Here is a 19,222-nt window from a genome sequence, read left to right as displayed (position 1 = left end):
CCGCCGCATGAGCAGTCGCCGAGCTTCGGCAAAAAGGTTCGGACGCGGTAGCCGCCTGAGCCCGGGTCGTTCGAGTGATGCCCCCATCTCCCGTCGGAACCACACCGCGTCCTATGATCTACATAGCAGATGGAGGATGCCCTTGTCATGTTACCAGAGGTTACATGACACTGTTACGCGGCAATTCAGGTGAAATTCTCAGCCGCCCTGGGGGGCATGCGGGCAACAAAAAAGCCGGATCAATGAAGATCCGGCTGAGTTTGATGGAAGTGCCTGTTAAGGCTAACCTCCAGAGGGGAACACTCGAGGGCGCTAATGGGAGGAGAACGCGCCCAGGAGATGATCTATATATGTGCTCATCATGCCCAAGAAACAAGCATCTATTTTGCAACACACGCATGCAAAAAGACGCAGGCTGTGGTCTAACCCGCTCCCGACGCCAATAGGACCAGTGGAATCGTCGAATTGCAGCGCGCGATCGGGCCATTGTCACACCGGAATCGCGAATAGCGATCGGTTTTCGCCGCGAAATGCCAAAACCGCGCAATGACGTGGAAGTGAGCAGCAGGCGTTCATTTCTAAGGCAATCGGAAGGAGCCAGCCAATGCGTACGTTCACGGCGATTGCCGGCAGCGCTATTTTCCTGATTGCGGCACCTGGCGTGGTCGCCGGTCTGATCCCGTGGCTGCTCAGCGATCGCTGGGGCCTGCCTTGGTCAGCGATGCCGGGCTTTGTGCTTGCCGGCTGGGTCCTGATCCTCGCCGCGGCCGCCGTGCTGCTGCATGCCTTCGGGCGCTTTGCGCTGGAGGGGCTGGGGACACCAGCACCGATCGCGCCGACCGAAAAGCTGGTGATCGGCGGCATCTACCGTCACGTCCGCAACCCGATGTATGTCGCGGTGCTGTCAATCATCCTCGGCCAGGCGCTGCTGTTCTCGAGCTGGACGCTTGTCGCCTCGCCTATGCCGCCGTCGGCGCGGTCGCCATGGGAGCCTTCGTCAGGCTCTACGAGGAGCCGACGCTCAGCCGTCGTTATGGCGAAGAATACGAGACCTACCGCCGCAATGTGCCCGGCTGGGTGCCGCGCCTGACGCCCTGGCGGGGATCCCGGCCATAAGCGAGCGCGGACATGCCCGAGTGTGAGGAAATCGCTCCGGTGGGCCCGCACCACTGGCGGGGCGATGCGGGCCCGGCCAAGGCTTGGTAGCCTCGACCGGCAGCGAGGGGTCGCCGCCGTAACTGAAACCAGCGGTGAAATATCAGGTTCCGCTAATGTTAAAAAAAGCCGCCACCGGCAGCCTGTTTCACTGGAAGAGAGCAACGCCCGGTTTCCTTGGCCGAAGCACCATTTGCTGACCGGCGTCAGCGACATGGCTCTCAGAACGACCAGCTGCGGGCCTTGGCGATGATGAAATCCCGGAACACATGCAGCTTGGCCTGGTTCTTCATCGCGTCGGGATAGGCGAAATAGGTGTCGAAGGACGGCACCTCGGTCTCCGGCAGCAATTGCACCAGGCCCGAATCCTTGGAGATCACATAGTCCGGCAGCATGGCGATGCCAGCACCGCCCTGCACGGCCCGCTTGATCGACAGGATGTCGTTGATCTGCAGCGAGGGTACACGCTGGCCGCCCTCGAAATCGCCGACCGTCTCCAGCCAGTTCAGCTCCGACAGATGCGAAGGCACCGGCAGGCCGAAGGTGACGATGCGATGGGTCCGGAGCTCCGCGACCGAGGCCGGCTTGCCATGCTTGGCGACATAGGAAGGCGCGGCGTAGAGGTGGAAATGCACGGTGAACAGGCGGCGCTGGATCAGGTCCGGCTGCTGCGGCTGGCGCAGCCGGATGGCGCAATCGGCCTGGCGCATGGTGAGGTCGAGCTCCTCGTTGGCGAGGATCAGCTGCAGGCTGATTTCGGGATAGAGCTCGATGAATTCCTGCACCCGCTCGGTCAGCCAGCCGGCGCCGAGACCAACGGTCGTCGTCACCCTGAGCACGCCGGAGGGTCGGTCCTTGGTCTCGGTCAGCCGCGACTTGATGGTCTCGAGCTTCATCAGCACGTCATGCGCCGTGCGGAACAGCATTTCGCCTTGCTCGGTCAGCACCAGGCCGCGTGCATGGCGGTTGAACAGCGGCACGCCGACATCATGCTCGAGCGCGCTGACCTGCCGCGAGATCGCCGATTGCGACAGATGCAATGTCTCGGCCGCGTGCGTAAACGACCCCGCTTCCGCCGCTGCGTGAAACACGCGTAGCTTGTCCCAGTCCAACGCCATGATACCCCTCGTTCTGTTTGGCGTCTGAATGAAAAATCAGGCTTTTGCACGGCGTTTCCAAGCCGCTTTTTTAACAGTTTTACAGCGACCCCTATTCCGCTGCTTCGCGATGCACCTCGATACCGGCCAGATACTTTTCCGCCTCGAGCGCCGCCATGCAACCGAGGCCCGCCGCCGTCACCGCCTGGCGATAGACATCGTCGGTCACGTCGCCGGCCGCGAACACGCCGGGCACGTCGGTGCGGGTCGAATCCGGCGCGGTCCACAGATAACCGTTCGGCTTCTGCTTCAGCTTGCCGGCGAACAGTTCGACCGCCGGTGCGTGGCCGATCGCCACGAACACGCCATCGACCTTGAGGTGCGTTTCGGCACCGGTCACCGCATGCTTGAGCTTCAGCCCTTCGACCGACGGCGGCAGCGGCGTCTTGCCCGGGCGGCCGGTGATCTCGTCGACGATCGTGTCCCAGATGACGCGGACATTGTCCTTCTTCAGCAGCCGCTCGCGCAGGATGCGTTCGGCGCGGAAGTCGCTGCGCCTGTGGATGACCGTCACGCTCTTGGCGAGGTTCGACAGATAGAGCGCCTCCTCCACCGCCGAATTGCCGCCGCCGACCACGGCGACATCCTTGCCGCGATAGAAGAAGCCGTCGCAGGTGGCGCAGGCCGAGACGCCGAAGCCCATGAAATCCTGCTCGCTCGGAATGCCCAGCCACTTGGCTTGCGCACCGGTGGCGATGATCAGCGCGTCGGCCGTGTAGGTCGTGCCGGAATCGCCCTTGGCGCGGAACGGCCGCACGTTGAGGTCGACCTCGGTGATGATGTCGTTGATGATGTCGGTGCCGACATGCTCTGCCTGCTTGAGCATCTGTTCCATCAGCCACGGCCCCTGGATGGGGTCGGCAAAGCCGGGATAGTTCTCGACATCGGTGGTGATCATCAGCTGGCCGCCCTGCTGCAGGCCGGCGACAAGCATCGGCTTCAGCATGGCGCGTGCGGCATAGACCGCCGCCGTATAGCCGGCCGGGCCGGAACCGATGATGAGAACGGGCGCATGCTTGGTGGTCATTTGAAGCCTCTGCGGGGCAGACAATGGAGTGTTGCCTTGGAAAAAGACGTGGAATGTCGCGCTTAATGTAAGGGTTGCCAACCACGCCAGCAAGGCGAACGGGCCGTCGTCCCCGGAAAGCTTCGGCCTATGTGGATATTCGCGCGATGACCGCTTTTCGTTGCCGTTCCAAAATCGCGTTGATGAGGGCTGGCGTCGACACAAAAGTCGTTTAATTACAAAATCGCGAAAGATTCTTGCGCCACTCTGATCATCGAGACCTCCAATGCCGCTCAAGGCCGACCTCGACGCCATCGACTGGAAGATCCTGCGCGAATTGCAGGGCGACGGCCGCATGACCAACGTCGAACTGTCGAACCGGGTCGGCATTTCGGCGCCGCCCTGCCTGCGCCGGGTCAAGCGGCTGGAGGAAGCCGGCATCATCCGAGGCTACCGCGCTCTGCTCAACGCCCCGGCGCTCGGCCTCGACGTGGTCGCCTTCTGCCTGGTCGGGCTGCATCACCAGGCCGATGCCGAACTGCGCATCTTTGCCGAGCGCACGCGCGGCTGGCCGATCGTGCGCGACGCCTGGATGGTCTCGGGCGAATCCGACTTCCTGCTGCATTGCGTGGCAAGCGACCTCGGCGCCTTCCAGACTTTCGTCATCGAGGATCTGACCTCGACGCCGAATGTCGACACGGTGCGCACCGCCCTCACCATCCGCCGGGTCAAGGATGAGGGCTTGGTCTCGTTCGAGCGCCCCTGAGGCCGGGCGAAGGCCTGTCCGCCGGCAAATTCCTTGCCTTCGCCACACCGGCGCCCCGTTGGTATCAGACAGACGCTGATGTACAAGGCTGGACGGCCTGCCGGAACAGATTGCGTAGGCAACGTGAATTCCGGGGACGGCCCGCCATGGGAAGGGGACCATGACTCGATTTGCAAGCCCGGTCTCGGCGCTTATCATCTGCGTGAACGAGGCCGATATGATCGGCCCGTGCCTGGAAAGCATCGACTTCTGCGCCGAGATCATCGTCGTCGATTCCGGTTCGACCGATGGCACCGTCGAATGCGTGGAAGGCTATATCGCCAAAGGTTACCCGATAACGCTGTTGCACAACGACTGGCCGGGCTTTCCCCGTCAGCGGCAATTCGCGCTCGACCATGCCAACCAGCCTTGGTGTCTTTCGATCGACCCGGACGAACGCGTCGACGACCGGCTGCGACAGTCGATCGTGGCCGCTACGCAGGCTGCCGACACCAAGATCGGCGGCTGGTTCATCCGCCGCCGCGATTGGCTGAAGGGCTACGGTTATGCGCATCGCTGGGTGCTGCACAACAGGCTGCTGCGGCTCTTCCGGCGCGAGGGCGCCACCATGGACCTCACCGCGCGCGTGCATGAATCCTTCCGTGTGCCCGGCGAAACCGGCACCATCGAAAACGGCGTGCTGCTGCATCGCCGCGAGATCTCGGTCGAGGAAGATCTTGCCCGGGCCAACAGCTACTCCGGCCTCAAGGCCAAGACGCTGGTCGAGAAGGGCAAGAAGCCCGGCCTGGTGCGGCTGGTGCTGTCGCCGTTCGGCAACTTCCTGAAATTCTATCTCGCCAAGCGCTACTTCCTGTGCGGCCGGCACGGCTTCGTCTACTCGATGTCGGTGATGATCTATTCCTTCGCCACCGAGGCCAAGCTCTACGAAGCCTCTGAGCGCAACGATCAGGCGTGAGCCGTAAGGCCCGGATCAGGATCCGTGTCCCGGCCGAGCGCTTCAATGGCGGCGAGCAGACCGCCGAGGTCATCGGCGTCATGCAAGCGCCTGATGGCGAAGCCGGGCAAAGCCGCCGCCTCGCCGTCCACCAGCCATCCCTGCGCCAGGCCGGCGCGCCGTCCGGCCTGCATGTCGCCCAGTCTGTCGCCGACGATCAGGGAGCGCTGGAGATCGAGATCGAGGCGTTTGCCCGCCTCGACCAGCATGCCCGGATTGGGCTTGCGCATCGGATGATCCGATACGGCGAGCGGCCCGACGCCCGCCTCGTGGTAGGCGCAGGCAAGCACCATGTCGACGAACACGCCCCGCTCGCCCAACAGGTCGAGCACACGGCCGTTCACCGCCGCAAAGACGCTCCAGTCGAAATAGCCGCGCGCGATGCCCGACTGGTTGGTGACCACGACGACCGGGATCCCGTAACGGTTGGCGGCCACGATCGCCGGCACGATATCGTCGCGCAGCACGATCTCGGCCGGATCGCTGGGGTAATCGGTATCGACGTTGATGGTGCCGTCGCGGTCCAGGAACAGCGCCGGCGGGCGTCCCGGGAAAACCCGGTCGCCGATCCGCTCGACCCACAGGCCCGGTTCGGTCAGCGGATACGCTATCGCGTCAGCCATTGTGCAGGCGTGCTTCCACCACCTCGCACAGATGGTGGTAGAGGCACAGGTGTCCCTGCTGGATGATCGGCGTCGAGGTCGAGGGCACGTTGAGCAGGATGTCGCACAGCGGCTTCAACTTGCCGCCGGTGTCGCCGGTCAGGCCGATCACCGTCATGCCCATCATCCGCGCCTGTTCTGCGGCGGCGAGGATGCTCGGCGAATTGCCGCTGGTCGAGATCGCGAGCAGCACGCCGCCCGCCGCGCCATGCGCCTCGACCTGGCGCGAAAACACCGTGTCGAAACCGTAGTCGTTGCCCCAGGCGGTCAGCACCGCGGCGTTGGCCGGCAACGCGATGACATTGTAGGCCTTGCGCTCCTTGAGGAAGCGGCCGACCAATTCGCCGGCGATGTGGATGGCATCGCTGGCCGAGCCGCCATTGCCGGCGATCAGGAAGGCCTTGCCTGCTGAAAGCGCAGTCACCACGGCGCTCGCCGCGCGCTCCATCTCGCCGGTCAGGTCGCGCTCGACCATCGCCGTGATCGCGGCCGCCGAGCGGACCAGGTAATCGTTCAGTTCAGACATGGAACCCTCAGTTCGTGGTGGCGCCCGCACGCAACTTACCGATCGTGCCGGTGGTGCTCTTGCCGGCGACGAGATCGACCAGCACCACGCGTCCGCCGGCCTTCTGCACCACATCGGCGCCGACCACGGTGTCGATCGTATAATCCGCGCCCTTGACCAGGATGTCGGGCAGAAGCGCCTCGATCAGCGCCAGCGGCGTGTCCTCCTCGAAGACCACGACGGCATCGACCGAGGCAAGGGCCGCGAGCACGCAGGCGCGGTCATGCTGATCGTTGACCGGGCGGCCCGGCCCTTTCAGCCGCCGCACCGAGGCGTCGCTGTTGAGGCCGAGCACCAGCCGGTCGCACTGGCTGCGCGCCGCGTGCAGCAGGCTGACATGGCCGGCATGCAGTATGTCGAAGCAGCCATTGGTGAAGCCGACGCTCAGTCCCTCCGCCTTCCAGGCCGCGACCATGCGCGACGCCGATGCGGCATCGAGGATAGCGTCCTTGTGGGCGGTCGGTCCATGCGAGCGGAACAGCGCGCCGGTCAGTTCCTCCACCGTCAGCCGCGCGGTGCCGCGCTTGCCCACCACGACGCCGCCGGCGGCATTGGCGATCGAGGCCGCCGCGACCGGATCGGCACCGGCGGCCAGCGCCAGCGCGAAGGTCGCGATCACGGTATCGCCGGCGCCCGAGACGTCGAACACTTCGCGCGCCTGGGTGGCGATGTGGCGCGCCTCGTCGGGGCCGACCACGCTCATGCCCTTTTCGCTGCGGGTGGCGACGACGAAGTCGAAGCCATGCGCGGAAATCAGTTCACGTGCGGCCGCGACGATCTCGTCATCGGCGAACACCGCATGGCCGACGGCCTCGCCAAGCTCCTTGCGGTTAGGGGTGATGGCGGTCGCGCCGGCATAGCGGGCATAGTCGCGGCCCTTCGGGTCGACCAGCACCAGCTTTCCCGCCTCACGGCAGATGGCGATCAGTTCTCCGGCGACGCCGTCGAGCAGGATGCCCTTGCCGTAGTCGGACAGGATAACGATATCGGCCTGCTTGAGTGCATCCCGGAAATGACCGACCAGACCAGCCCGCTCGTCGTCGTCGAGCGACTTGATCTCTTCCTCGTCGAAACGCAGCACCTGCTGGTTGAGTGCGCTGAAGCGGCTCTTCGACGAGGTCATGCGGCCGCGCTGCTGCGAAAGCCCCACCGTTTCGGCGCCACGCTCGCCGAGCATCCGCACCAGGCTGTCGCCGGCCGCATCGGTGCCGATCACCGAAACCGGGATGGCGCGCGCGCCGAGCGAGACGATGTTGGCCACGACATTGCCGGCGCCGCCCATGGCCAAGGCCTCGCCGCGCCCATGCAGCACCGGGATCGGCGCCTCCGGCGAAATCCGCTCGATGACGCCGTTGACGAAGCGGTCGAGGATGAGGTCGCCGACCACCAGAACGGTCACGCCGCCGAAACGTGCGATCGCGCGGTGCAAGAGTTCGGGAGAAGAGGGTTCGGGAGAAAACGGATTGTGCTTGATCATGTCACTGGCAATGTGTGGGAAAGCCTGATCTCTGTCGTGCTGAAAATTGTCAATTTACGGGCCGGATCGTCATGGCGAAGCCGATATACCGCAAATCCATGCAGCGCAACGGCAGGACATGACCGGCACGGTCGGGGCGCTCAGCTCTTCTGCAAGGCAACGTGAACGCCAAGCCCGACCAGCACGGCCCCGCCTGCGCGCTGCATCAGCCGCTGCGCACGGCTCGAACGCCGCAGTCGGCCGATGACGAGACCGGCCAGGAAGACGCAGACGATGTCGGCCGAGGAGAACATCAGGTTGACGATGGTGCCGAGTACGACGAATTGCAGCCAGACCGGGAACGCCGCCGAGGCATCGATGAACTGCGGCAGGAAGGCCATGAAGAAGATCGCGGTCTTCGGGTTGAGCACCTCGACGGTGATGCTTTCGAAAAAGGCACGCCGCGCCGATTTCCGCTCGATGACGGGCAGCGTCGTGTCACCGTCCCCGCGCTTGCGGAACAGCGAAATGCCGAGCCAGATCAGATAGAGCGCGCCGACAAGCTTGACCGCCATGTAGAGCGGCGGCACGGCGTGGAACAGCACCGACAGGCCGGCCGCGGCGGCAAAGACATGCACATAGCCGCCGAGATGGATGCCGANGTCGAAGCTGAAGTTGCCGTAGGTGCCGGCGAGCGCGGCGTGGAACAGCACCGACAGGCCGGCCGCGGCGGCAAAGACATGCACATAGCCGCCGAGATGGATGCCGAGTGCCGCCGTCAGCCCAGACCAGCGCCCGCGCGCCATCGTCTGCGCCGCGGCATAAAGCATGGCCGGACCAGGGATGTAGGCGAAGATCGCCGTGGTGGCGAAAAACGCAATGAGCAGTTCCGTCGACGGCATTTTTTGTCCCTTCGTGATTCAGTCCGGCAGGCAAACCAACAGAAGCGGCAGTTTTGCGACCCACCGTGACGTCAACCCGCCTCGCCTGCCGTCACCCTGCACCTGCTTTGTCGACAGCCCGGCTGGCCTCCCTTATAAGGACCGGAATCGCAAGCAACCAGAGGCCTTCATGATCATCGTCACGGGCGGCGCCGGCATGATCGGCTCCAACATCGTCGCCGCGCTCAATGCCGAGGGCCATGACGACATCCTTGTCGTCGACGACCTCACCGACGGCCACAAGATCTCCAACCTCGCCGATCTTGGCATTGCCGACTATCTCGACAAGGACGATTTCCTGCCCCGCATCGAGGCCGGCTCGCTCGGCCGTATCGAGGCCGTCTTTCACCAGGGCGCCTGCTCGACCACCACAGAGTGGAACGGCAAGTTCATGATGGAGGTGAATTTTGCTTATTCGAAGCGGCTGCTGCATGCCTGCCAGGCGTTGCGCGTGCCCTTCCTCTACGCCTCTTCCGCGTCCGTATATGGCGGCGGCGCCGAGTTCCGCGAGGATCCGGCGCTCGAACGGCCGCTCAACGTCTACGCCTATTCCAAGAAACTCTTCGACGACTATGTCAGGCGCACCGTCTTTGACAGTGACCACTCGCAGGTCGCGGGCCTGCGCTACTTCAATGTCTACGGACCGCGCGAGGCGCACAAGGGCGCCATGGCCTCGGTCGCATTCCATCTCTTCAACCAGGTCGAGCAAGGCCAGAATCCGAAACTCTTCGGTGCCTATGGCGGTTTCGGCCCTGGCGAACAGAGCCGCGACTTCATCCATGTAGGCGACGTCGCCGACGTCAATCTGTGGCTGTGGAAGCGCGGCGCGAGCGGCATCTTCAACTGCGGCACCGGCCGCGCCCAACCCTTCCGCGCCATTGCCGAAACGGTGATCGATACACTGGGCAAAGGCGAGATCGAGTTCATCGAATTTCCCGACCATCTCAAGGGCAGCTACCAGAGCTTCACGCAAGCTGATATGTCCCGTTTGCGCGCGGCCGGTTACAATGGCCAGTTCCGGAGCGTCGAAACTGGCGTCAGAGACTATGTCGAATGGCTGAAAGCCCAACGATCCTCGTGATCGGCCCACGCTGGGTGGGCGATATGGTGATGGCGCAGTGCCTGTTCTCGGCGCTGAAGGAGCTGCACCCCAACGCCGCGATCGACGTGCTGGCGCCGGCCTGGGCCGCCCCGCTGGTCAAGCGCATGCCCGAAATCCGCCAGCAGATCGACTTTCCGCTGAAGCCCGGCGCGCTCGAATTCACCCATCGCCGCCGCTTCGGCCGCCTGCTGCGCGGCCGCTACGACATGGCCTATATCCTGCCGGGCAGCTGGAAATCGGCGCTGATCCCCTTCTTTGCTCGCATTCCACGCCGGTTCGGCCATCTCAGGGAAATGCGCTATGGCCTTTTGACCGACGTCGTGCCGCTGCCCGAGGCCGTGAAACGGCGCACCGCGCAGGCCTATTTCGGCCTCGCCCAGGGTGGCACCTTCCGCGCCCCTCACCTGACCGTCGACGGTGGCAACCAGGCCGCCCTGCTCGATCGTTTCGGGCTCGCGCCACAGCAATTCGTGGCCCTGATGCCCGGCGCCGAGTTCGGACCGGCCAAGCGCTGGCCGAGCGAAAGCTATGCCGGCCTGGCCCGCGACTTGATGGGCAAGGGTCTCAAGGTCGCCCTGTTCGGCTCGAAGAACGACCGCGACGTGACGGCGGAGATCGCAAGCCTCGCCCCCGGCGTCGTCGACCTCGCCGGCCAGACGCGGCTGGAAGACGCCATCGACCTGATCGCGTCGGCAAGGCTGGCGGTGTCCAACGACAGCGGGCTGATGCATGTCGCGGCGGGGGTGGGCACGCCGATCGTCGCCGTCTATGGCTCGACCTCGCCGCAAAATACGCCTCCGCTGGCGGAGCGCCGCGAACTGGTCTGGCTCGGCCTGTCCTGCTCGCCTTGCCACCAGAAGATCTGCCCCCTCGGCCACCTCAACTGCCTGAAGACGTTGGAAGTCGGGCAGGTCGCGGCAGCGGCGCAACGCCTGCTGGAAGTTCCGGCGGCGGCATGAAGGTGCTGATCGTCAAGACATCGTCGATGGGCGATGTCATTCACACCTTCCCGGCTGTCGAGGACGCCAGCCTCGCCAGGCCGGACGTGTCCTTCGACTGGTGCGTCGAAGAGGCGTTCGCCGGCATCGTGGCGCTGCACCCGGCGATCGGCAGAATCCACACGGTCGCCATCCGGCGCTGGCGCAAGGCGCTGCTCGATGGCGCCACCTGGCGCGAGGCGGCCGCGCTGCGCCGCACCTTGCGCGAATGCCGCTACGACCTCGTCATCGATGCGCAGGGCCTGTTGAAGTCGGCCTTGGTGGCACGGCAGGCGGGAGCACCGATTGCCGGCTTCAACCGGTCGAGCTCGCGCGAACCCTCGGCAACGCTGTTCTATGACGTCACCTACGGCGTGCCGCGCAACCTGCATGCGATAGAGCGGACGCGCCGGCTGTTCGGGCAGGCGCTCGGCTATCAGCCCGATCTGTCGACACTCAACTCCGGCATCGTTCCACCGCCGGTCACTCCAGCCAACATCGGCGCAAACACCGCCTTCCTGCTGCACGGCACCAGCCGTGAGGACAAGAAATGGCCGCCCGGAGACTGGATCGGGACGGCCCGCCTGCTCGTCGAGCGAGGTATGGCACCGGTCACCACCTGGTCGAACGAGCGTGAGAAAGCCGTGGCCGAAGCGATCGCCAGGGCGGTGCCCTCCACGGTCGTGTTACCGAAATCGCCGCTGGCCGACATCGCCGCCATCCTCGGCCGCTCGACGCTGGTCATCGGCGCCGACACGGGGTTGACCCACCTTGCCAGCGCCTTTGGCCTGCCGACAGTCGCGGTGTTTTTGGCCACCGAGCCAGGGTTGACCGGCCCGCGCGGGCCATATGCGTCAACGCTATTGGCGCCGCCAGGTGGGCGTTTGACGCCGGCCGAGGTGGTGGCAGAGGCGGAGAGGCTGCTGGCGCGTAGAGGCGCTGCTCTGGCTGGTAAGAATTGATTTTTTCAAATCAATTCAATTGAAAAGGCCAGCGCCGCCCCTCATCCGCCTGCCGGCATCTTCTCCCCGTATAGTGACGGGGAGAAGGGGCTGGCCGCAACGCTGGCGCCTATTTCTACAACCCCGAAAATTAGCGAAATCATACGTGACAGCGTCTTTCTCCCCGTCACTATACGGGGAGAAATGCCCGGCAGGGCAATGAGGGGCAGCGCTAGCCTCAGCTTGAATAGATCGGCGGCGCGCCCAATCCCCTAGATGAACTGCACCTGGACGATCTCATAGCCCCTTGCACCGCCGGGGGCATTGACCTCGATGGCGTCGCCGACTTCCTTGCCGATCAGCGCGCGCGCGATCGGCGAGGAGATTGAGATGCGGCCGGACTTCACGTCGGCTTCCTGGTCACCGACGATCTGATAAGTCTTCTTTTCCTCGGTGTCCTCGTCGACCAGCACGACGGTAGCGCCGAACTTGACCTTTTCGCCGCTGAGCTTGGTGACGTCGATCACCTCGGCCCGCGCGATATAATCCTCGAGCTCGTTGACGCGGCCCTCATTGAGGCTCTGTGCCTCCTTTGCGGCATGATATTCGGCATTTTCGGACAGGTCGCCATGCGAGCGCGCTTCGGAGATCGCCTCGATGATGCGCGGCCGCTCTTCCTGCTGGCGCCAGCGCAGTTCTTCCTTCAATGACGCGAACCCCTCGCCTGTCATCGGGACCTTGTTCATCATGCCTCACCTTTCCTGCCGCCACCCCCGCGTTTCGGGGGAAGCCTTGTCGTTGGGTACAAAAAGAAAACGGTCCGGCAGCCTCGGGCTAACGGAACCGTCTCACCGCAATTTGCCCTAATATAGCAATGTCAGCGGGTTTTTCACGCCCAAAAAATGGGTTTTTCAAAAATCGTCGCGGCTTTCATCCAACCGAGGCGGCCGAGGCAATTCCAGGAACTGTGCTAACGAGACAGGGTGAACAAAAAAGCGGCCGCGATGGTTCGCGGCCGCTTCGAGGATTGCCTGGAGCGTGGTCAGCTCCGCATGAAATGGTCGATCTGCTCGGCCAGCATGCCGTATTCGCGCGAGCCCTTGCCGGTGCGCTTCTCGATCTCCGCCAGCTGCTGCTGAGCGCCGGCCAGGTCGCCGATCTGCAGATGTGCCTCGCCGAGATATTCGCGCACCAGCGTGTAGTTCGGGTCGATGCGCAGCGCTTCCTCGTAATAGCCGAGGCCGACGGTGACGCGTCCGGAATGGCGGTGCGAATAGCCGAGATAGTTGAGGATGCGCGGATCCTGCTTGTTGGCGGCAAGGGTGAGCACCGCGATCGCCTCGTCATAGCGCCCGGCCATCGCGAGGTCGTGTCCGGCCTCGTAAATGCTGTCATCGTCGAGCATGCCTTCCTGGGGTGCGACGCACTTTTTCTTCTTCTTGTCCCAGACCTCGCCTTTCTTGCACTGGGTAGTGGTCTCGGTGCCACCGCCACTGCCCGCCGCGAATACCGGGACGGCGAAGAACTGCAGCGCGACAAGGGCAGTCGCCGCCTGGATCAGCATTCTTTTATGCATCGAAGCCTCCTTGAGGGGTGAGAATACAACACTAACGCCAAGCGCTCCGCGTTTCATCCCGGAAAAGCATGCGTGGAGAACATGAGGTGACGGATGCAGCAAATCCGCTATCATCCGGGCAAACGACTGACGGAGACGGCCCGTGCAGCGGCGGCTTGAAAAGGACTGGGACCTTACGATCGGCCCCGACACCGTGCGCCTGTTCATCCTCAAGGCCAAGGCGCTGAGCGCGGCCGTCAACGAGGATTATGCCGACGGCGCCGAGCACGAGATCGAGTTCGACGGCGGCACCCACGACAATCATCATCATGATGGCCTCGCCGAGGAAAGTTCGGAAAACCTGACCGAACAGGAATTTCGCGAGCTGATCAACGACCTCAATGTCGACGAGGCGGCCGAACTGATCGCGCTGGCCTGGGTCGGCCGCGGCGACTATGACGCAGCGGAATGGTCCGATGCCGTGACGGCGGCGCGCGAACACGCCAACAAGCGCACGGCGAAATACCTGCTCGGCATGCCTCTGCTCGCCGACTGGCTGGAAGAAGGCCTCGAAGCAATTGGCGCGTAACGGCGCGGTTACCGATTGTGATCGGGGGAAAGCGCCTTCCAGGCAACTTCGGCATGCCGGCGCCGTTTCGAAGCGATGGCAACGCTGAGCTTTTCCCTGTTTCGCAGACTGGCGTTGCCGTTGATGGCCGCCGCCTTGCTGGTGACCCCGGCCGAAGCCAAACATCGTCACAGGCATCACGGACGACCGGCACCACGGGTGGAACAGCCGCTGACACCGCGTGCCGACCAGCCGCTGGCACCCCGGGCAATGCAGCGCCTGAAATCACGGGGCAAGCGGCACATCACCCCGGACCACGTCACCCCAGACCATATCACTCCGGACAAGGCACAACAGGAAACGCAGGACCGGCAGACCTCGCCTGCCGATGTTCCGGTGCCTCAACCGCGTCCCGCGGACGCGCCGAAGACCGATGCCGCAACGAGGAAGGAACAAAAGGCGGACGTGCCAAAGGCCTCCGGAGCGGCGGATCGGTTCAATGAAGAAAAATCCTATCGGGAAAAGCAGGCGCACCCCGGACCGCCAGCCTCAGAGCCATCCGCCGATATGGAAAACGAGCCGGCGCCGCCGGCCGAGGTCCCGGTCCCGACACAAAGGCCCGACACCGCCGAACCAGGGGCTCAGCCGCCTGATGTCGCGCCGAGGCCGCCTGAAAAACCAGCGGATGCCGGCGACGAGAAGATGCTCCCCGACCCGCGCTCTGCCGATCTGCCCGACGCGAAAATGCCGGCGGAGGAAGTCGCTTGCCGCGAGCGGTTGAAGGCGCTCGGCGTCGAATTCGAGGAGCACAAAGCGGAAAGCAATCCCGAAATCGGCTGCTCGATCCCCTATCCCCTGATGCTGAAGAGCCTGGGCAAGTCGATTGCGATTGCCCCCGGCACCGAGCTCAACTGCCCGATGGCCGAGGCGGCCGCCCGGTTTGCCGCGGACGTCGTCCAGCCGGCTGCGAAGGCCGAATTCGGCGCCGACTTGAAATCGATCAGCCAGGCGTCGGCCTTTGTCTGCCGTCCCCGCAACGGCACAAGGAAACTCTCGGAGCACGCTTTCGGCAATGCGATCGACATCGCCAGCTTCACCTTGTCGGACGGCAAGAAGATCGAGGTCGGGCCGGCGCCGCCGGAAAAGGATGCAAAATTCCTCGACACCGTGCGCAAGGCCGCCTGCGGTCCGTTCAAGACCGTGCTCGGACCCGGCGCCGATGCCGACCACGCCTTGCATTTCCATCTCGATCTCGAACCGCGCCGCCATGGCGGCACGTTCTGCCAGTAAACGCGGCTGTTGCAGGATCGCCGCCGCAATTCGGCCGCAGACATGAACGCGGTCGCTGAGTTTTCCTTTACCCTTGATCGTTAAAATGCCGGATATCCAGAAGTGGGATCCTGCAAATGGCCGGCAAATTTCGCGCCGTGTTTTTCGCCACCGCGCGCCGATCGAAACCCGTGATGCTGCTGGCCGCCGGCCTCACCCTTGCGGCCGTTTCGGCCTGCAACACCGGCAGTGTGCTGTCGCTGCAGCCGGCCGTCGATGTCGGCTCGCAGACGGCGGCCGTACCGCAATACACAGGCATGCAGACGCTTGTCCCTTCCAATCCCTACATGACGCAGGCCGCCTATCCGCGCATGGACGAGCCGATGTCGCCGGTCGAGCAAGTCCCGGCCAGCGAGATCGACTGCCGCCAGCAGCTGAAGCGCCTCGATGTCGCCTACACCGACCTTGCACCGATCCATGAAGGCCAGTGCGGCATCGATTACCCGGTCAAGGTCACGGCCATCGGCAGCATCCAGATGAAGCCCGCCGCGACGCTGACCTGCGACATGGCCGCCACCTTCGCCGCCTGGACGAAGAACGAACTCGTTCCTTCCGCGCGCTGGCGCTACTTCTCCGGCGTCAGGACCATCCACCAGGGCTCCAGCTATTCCTGCCGCAACATCGCCGGCGAAGGCGTGCTGTCCGAGCACGGCAAGGGCAACGCGCTCGATGTCATGAGCATCGAGCTCAACAATGGCGACGACATCGACGTGCGAAAGCCCGGCTTGTTCGCCTTCCGCACCCGCGGCTTCCTCAACAATGTGCGCGCCGACGGCTGCCAGTATTTCACCACCGTGCTCGGCCCCGGCTACAATTACGACCACCGCAACCATTTCCATTTCGACATCAAGAACCGCAGGAACGGTTATCGCGCCTGCCGCTAATGCATGTCCCAGAAGTGACCTCGGTTTCGGGGTGCGACATGCGTAAAAACAAAGACTTAAAGCGCGTCGCATGAATCCGTTTCAGCGGAACGCGCTTTAGGAAAAGGTCAAGCGTCACCGGTGGATGCGATAATTTGCCGTGCCACCAGATCCTGGATGCGCCAGAGATTCCTGTCGCGAATACCGTTTTCCTCCAGCTTGCTGACAGTCCGGAACAGATACTGCGCCGACGAGCCCCAGTGTCCGGCGGCTCGCGCCAGCGTGTCCGCGACTTGCTCCAACGGCAACCGTCCGGCATAGGCCTTGCCATCCGGCGCGGCGACGAAAGCCAGAGCGCGCAGCGGACCCTCCTTGGTCTTGACCTTGATCCAGCAAGGCACGTTGGTTGGCGGATTGGCATCGATCTCGCGGCGCATAAGCTGGCCGAGTTGCCCGAAATGATCTTCCGCGGGCAGTCGATAGACAATGCCGTTGCAGCTGCCGCCGCGATCGAGTGCCAACATCAGGGCCGGCAATTGGCGCGTTCCGCGCCAGCGGGTTAACTTCAGGCAGAACGAGCGGTGCCATCCAGGCGCTGTCGCCGGGCGCTGCTCGACAGGAACGAATTCGGGATTCCAGATCAACGAACCATAGGCAAAGACCCACAGCGTTTCGGGTCGATATTCGGCAAGCAGTCGCTCGACCAACCCATCGAACTCCGCATCGGTGTGCTCGGTTGTTCCAGGCTCAGGGCCGGGATCCGGTTCGATACGCTCGACCCTGACGACAAGATCGGCGGTCAACGCCATCGATCTCCGGCGCGTCGGCTTCCGCTTCATTCCAGCCCCCTGAAAAATGATGGCTGACGATAGACCGGCTGCTCATCTGTGGCCATTGATTTCCAAAAGACCGTCAGGCAACAGATACCCCCCACGGATCGAGCCTCCTTCATGAGCCAACGAAGCCTCCAGCGACGCATTGCGATCTGGGTAGCGGCCCTGCTGGCTACCTGGCTGGCACTCGCCTATGTCGCCGCACCGGAATTCTGGACATTTCGGGATCGCGGTTTTCGCAACCAGCGCTTCGAAATGGTGACGCACACGCCGCAAGGCATTCCCGGCGACCCGATCAATATCGGCCTTGTCGGTACCGAGAAGGAGGTCGTCCACGCCTTCGCCCTCGCCGGCTGGGACACCGCTGATGCGATCACCCTGAGGACCGCCATCGATATCGGCGAAAGTGTCCTGTTTTGCCGCCCCTATCCCGATGCGCCGATGAGCCGCCTGCTGTTCGAAGGCCGCGTCCAGGATCTCGCTTTCGAAAAACCAGTCGGAGACAGCGCCGACCGGCGCCACCATGTCCGCTTCTGGCAGACGGATACGGTCGGCGACGGTGGCCGTCCGCTTTGGCTGGGCTCCGCGAGCTTCGATCGCGGCGTGGGGCTCAGCCACGACACCGGCGCCATCACACACCATATCGGCCCCGACATCGACGCCGAGCGCGATTTTCTCATCGGCGACCTGCGCGCCGCCGGCGAGTTGATCTCGACCAGCGACCTGGCAGGCATCGGCGCCACCAAAACCGGCCGCAATGGCGGCGGCGACCCCTATTTCACCGACGGCAAGGCGCTCGTCGGCGTGCTGAAGCAGCTGCAGTGAAATCATGCGCACGGAGACCGGTCGGCCTGGGATCGGATTGAAAATCGCGGCGTGTCTTCGATGTCGCTGCGGGACCGCTGCCCAAGAGCCGTGACCGTCATCTTCCAAAAATCATGAAGGACTATTTTCGAGCGGCCCGCCGCAATGCTATTGAGCCCTCATGCTATACGTTGAAATTGCTATCGTGGTCGTCCTCATCTGCGTGAACGGCCTTTTGTCGATGTCCGAACTCGCCATCGTTTCATCCCGCCCCGCCCGGCTGAAGACGATGATCGACCGTGAGGTCAAAGGCGCCGGTCGCGCCCTGGCGCTCGGCTCCAATCCCGGCAAGTTCCTGTCTTCGGTGCAGATCGGCATCACGTTGGTCGGCGTGCTGTCGGGCGCGTTTTCCGGCGCCACGCTGGGCGAACGGCTGGCGCAGTTCCTGGCCTCGACCGGCATGAGGGAGAACGTCGCCGATCCGCTCGGCGTCGGCATCGTCGTTGCCATCATCACCTATTTCTCGCTGATCGTCGGCGAACTGGTGCCCAAGCAGATCGCATTGCGCGATCCCGAGCGGGTTGCCGCCAGGGCGGCGCCGGCGATGACCATCCTTGCCACCGTCTCGGCGCCTCTGGTCTTCCTGCTCGACATTTCCGGCCGCGCCATCCTGTGGCTGCTCGGCCAGCGTGGCGAGAGCGAGGAGAAGGTCACCGACGAGGAGATCAAGATGCTGGTCGCCGAGGCCGAGCACCACGGCACCATCGAATCCGACGAGCGGCGCATGATCGCTGGCGTCATGCGGCTTGGCGACCGCGCCGTGCGCGCGGTGATGACGCCGCGCACCGAGGTCGACTGGATCAATCTGCAATCCGATGAGGCAGCCATCCGCAAGCTGCTGGTCGAGACCCAGCATTCGCGCCTGCCGGCGGGCGACGGCGGCGTCGATGTCATGGTCGGCGTCGTCCAGACGCGTGACGTGCTCGCCGCGATCCTGGCCGGCCGCACGCTCGACCCGCGCAAGCACGTGCGCGCCGCGCCCATCGTCTACGATCAGGCCGATGCGCTTGACGTGCTACAGAAGCTGAAGGAATCCGACGTGCCGATGGCGCTGGTGCATGACGAATACGGCCATTTCGAAGGCATCGTCACCCCTGCCGATATCCTGGAAGCCATCACCGGCGTGTTCCGCGCGGACCTCGATGCCGGTGACGAGGAGAACGCCGTCAAGCGCGAGGACGGCTCATGGCTGCTCGCCGGCTATATGCAGGCCGACGAGATGGCCGAGGTTCTCGGCATCGACCTGCCCGAAAACCGCGACTACGAGACCGTCGCCGGCTATGTCCTGTCGCACATGCACCATTTGCCGGCGACCGGCGAATGCGTCGATGCTCAGGGATGGCGCTTCGAAGTGGTCGACCTCGACGGCCGCCGCATCGACAAGCTGATCGCCACCCGCCTGCCCGGCGGCCACCGCGAAGCGGTGCGCTAACAGTTCGATGTCGGCTTTCGGCCTGGCGGGACATTGAAGACGGCCGGGCCGGTCGA

19 protein-coding genes and 1 pseudogene are annotated in these 19,222 nt (G+C 64.0%); 11 read left to right on the top strand and 9 right to left on the bottom strand.

Annotated features, from left to right (window positions below; all coding sequences use genetic code 11):
- Positions 1-604 precede the first annotated feature (604 nt).
- A pseudogene (locus X743_RS08920) lies at positions 605-1,116 on the top strand (isoprenylcysteine carboxylmethyltransferase family protein).
- 260 nt (positions 1,117-1,376) lie between these two features.
- On the opposite strand, the gene X743_RS146525 reads toward X743_RS08920, so the two are convergent.
- Complete coding sequence (locus X743_RS146525) at positions 1,377-2,273, bottom strand: LysR family transcriptional regulator (RefSeq protein ID WP_013893578.1); 897 nt, start codon at positions 2,271-2,273, stop codon at positions 1,377-1,379.
- A 91-nt stretch (positions 2,274-2,364) separates the two neighbouring features.
- Positions 2,365-3,339, bottom strand: a complete 975-nt coding sequence (trxB, locus tag X743_RS146530) for a thioredoxin-disulfide reductase (RefSeq protein ID WP_023767598.1) — start codon at positions 3,337-3,339, stop codon at positions 2,365-2,367.
- A gap of 265 nt (positions 3,340-3,604) precedes the next feature.
- Here trxB and X743_RS146535 point away from each other — a divergent pair, with 265 nt between their 5' ends.
- The gene (locus X743_RS146535; RefSeq protein WP_023767597.1) at positions 3,605-4,084 is read left to right on the top strand and encodes an Lrp/AsnC family transcriptional regulator; all 480 of its coding nucleotides are present in this window, start codon (positions 3,605-3,607) and stop codon (positions 4,082-4,084) included.
- A gap of 160 nt (positions 4,085-4,244) precedes the next feature.
- Positions 4,245-5,039, top strand: coding sequence for a glycosyltransferase family 2 protein (locus tag X743_RS146540; RefSeq protein ID WP_023767596.1), 795 nt, complete (start codon positions 4,245-4,247; stop codon positions 5,037-5,039).
- Here X743_RS146540 and gmhB read toward each other — a convergent pair.
- The 4 genes from gmhB to X743_RS146560 all read right to left on the bottom strand — a co-directional run bounded on the left by gmhB (position 5,030) and on the right by X743_RS146560 (position 8,663).
- Complete coding sequence (gmhB, locus tag X743_RS146545) at positions 5,030-5,701, bottom strand: D-glycero-beta-D-manno-heptose 1,7-bisphosphate 7-phosphatase (protein ID WP_023767595.1); 672 nt, start codon at positions 5,699-5,701, stop codon at positions 5,030-5,032. The two genes, X743_RS146540 and gmhB, sit on opposite strands and share 10 nt — an antisense overlap.
- Positions 5,694-6,266 (bottom strand): SIS domain-containing protein, encoded by a 573-nt coding sequence (locus tag X743_RS146550; RefSeq protein ID WP_023767594.1) that lies wholly within the window; start codon positions 6,264-6,266, stop codon positions 5,694-5,696. Before X743_RS146550 ends, gmhB begins: the two co-directional genes overlap by 8 nt.
- A gap of 7 nt (positions 6,267-6,273) precedes the next feature.
- Positions 6,274-7,782 (bottom strand): D-glycero-beta-D-manno-heptose-7-phosphate kinase, encoded by a 1,509-nt coding sequence (rfaE1, locus tag X743_RS146555; protein ID WP_023767593.1) that lies wholly within the window; start codon positions 7,780-7,782, stop codon positions 6,274-6,276.
- A gap of 140 nt (positions 7,783-7,922) precedes the next feature.
- Positions 7,923-8,663, bottom strand: coding sequence for a LysE family translocator (locus X743_RS146560; protein ID WP_023767592.1), 741 nt, complete (start codon positions 8,661-8,663; stop codon positions 7,923-7,925).
- Between the two features lie 169 nt (positions 8,664-8,832).
- On the opposite strand from X743_RS146560, the gene rfaD reads away from it, so the two are divergent.
- The 3 genes from rfaD to waaC are packed head-to-tail and all read left to right on the top strand — an operon-like array spanning position 8,833 to position 11,743.
- Positions 8,833-9,783: an ADP-glyceromanno-heptose 6-epimerase gene (gene rfaD, locus X743_RS146565; protein ID WP_023767591.1), complete on the top strand. Its 951-nt coding sequence runs from the start codon at positions 8,833-8,835 to the stop codon at positions 9,781-9,783.
- A complete protein-coding gene (gene waaF, locus X743_RS146570; protein ID WP_031258125.1) occupies positions 9,756-10,763 on the top strand; it encodes a lipopolysaccharide heptosyltransferase II in 1,008 nt (335 codons plus the stop codon). The genes rfaD and waaF overlap by 28 nt, the downstream gene beginning before the upstream one ends.
- Positions 10,760-11,743 carry a lipopolysaccharide heptosyltransferase I gene (gene waaC / locus X743_RS146575; protein WP_023767589.1) on the top strand — a complete coding sequence of 328 codons (984 nt, stop codon included), beginning with the start codon at positions 10,760-10,762 and terminating at the stop codon, positions 11,741-11,743. Before waaF ends, waaC begins: the two co-directional genes overlap by 4 nt.
- Before the next feature lie 251 nt (positions 11,744-11,994).
- On the opposite strand, the gene greA is transcribed toward waaC, so the two are convergent.
- Together greA and X743_RS146585 are read right to left on the bottom strand one after the other, a co-directional pair.
- Positions 11,995-12,468, bottom strand: coding sequence for a transcription elongation factor GreA (gene greA, locus X743_RS146580; protein WP_023767588.1), 474 nt, complete (start codon positions 12,466-12,468; stop codon positions 11,995-11,997).
- Between the two features lie 296 nt (positions 12,469-12,764).
- The gene (locus tag X743_RS146585) at positions 12,765-13,298 is read right to left on the bottom strand and encodes a tetratricopeptide repeat protein (RefSeq protein WP_031258124.1); all 534 of its coding nucleotides are present in this window, start codon (positions 13,296-13,298) and stop codon (positions 12,765-12,767) included.
- A 142-nt stretch (positions 13,299-13,440) separates the two neighbouring features.
- Between X743_RS146585 and X743_RS146590 the strand changes: the two genes are divergently transcribed.
- From X743_RS146590 to X743_RS146600, 3 genes are all read left to right on the top strand, one after another.
- Positions 13,441-13,866, top strand: a complete 426-nt coding sequence (locus X743_RS146590; protein ID WP_023767586.1) for a DUF3775 domain-containing protein — start codon at positions 13,441-13,443, stop codon at positions 13,864-13,866.
- Between the two features lie 198 nt (positions 13,867-14,064).
- Entirely contained in the window at positions 14,065-15,135 is a 1,071-nt protein-coding gene (locus X743_RS146595) for an extensin family protein (RefSeq protein ID WP_023767584.1), read from the top strand.
- A gap of 116 nt (positions 15,136-15,251) precedes the next feature.
- Positions 15,252-16,058 (top strand): extensin family protein, encoded by an 807-nt coding sequence (locus X743_RS146600; protein ID WP_023767583.1) that lies wholly within the window; start codon positions 15,252-15,254, stop codon positions 16,056-16,058.
- A 107-nt stretch (positions 16,059-16,165) separates the two neighbouring features.
- Here the strand turns inward: X743_RS146600 and X743_RS146605 are convergent, their stop codons facing one another.
- Positions 16,166-16,876, bottom strand: coding sequence for a gamma-glutamylcyclotransferase (locus tag X743_RS146605; RefSeq protein ID WP_023767582.1), 711 nt, complete (start codon positions 16,874-16,876; stop codon positions 16,166-16,168).
- Between the two features lie 111 nt (positions 16,877-16,987).
- On the opposite strand from X743_RS146605, the gene X743_RS146610 reads away from it, so the two are divergent.
- Positions 16,988-17,695 (top strand): LssY C-terminal domain-containing protein, encoded by a 708-nt coding sequence (locus tag X743_RS146610; RefSeq protein ID WP_023767581.1) that lies wholly within the window; start codon positions 16,988-16,990, stop codon positions 17,693-17,695.
- Positions 17,696-17,855: 160 nt separating this feature from the next.
- The gene (locus X743_RS146615) at positions 17,856-19,166 is read left to right on the top strand and encodes a hemolysin family protein (protein WP_023767580.1); all 1,311 of its coding nucleotides are present in this window, start codon (positions 17,856-17,858) and stop codon (positions 19,164-19,166) included.
- The last annotated feature ends 56 nt before the right edge of the window (positions 19,167-19,222 follow it).

The sequence above is a fragment of the Mesorhizobium sp. LNHC232B00 genome (assembly GCF_000502435.1).
In the GTDB taxonomy this organism is placed as follows: domain Bacteria; phylum Pseudomonadota; class Alphaproteobacteria; order Rhizobiales; family Rhizobiaceae; genus Mesorhizobium; species Mesorhizobium opportunistum.
Note: the sequence above shows the minus strand (reverse complement) of the source record. Positions and strands in the feature narration are given on the sequence as shown.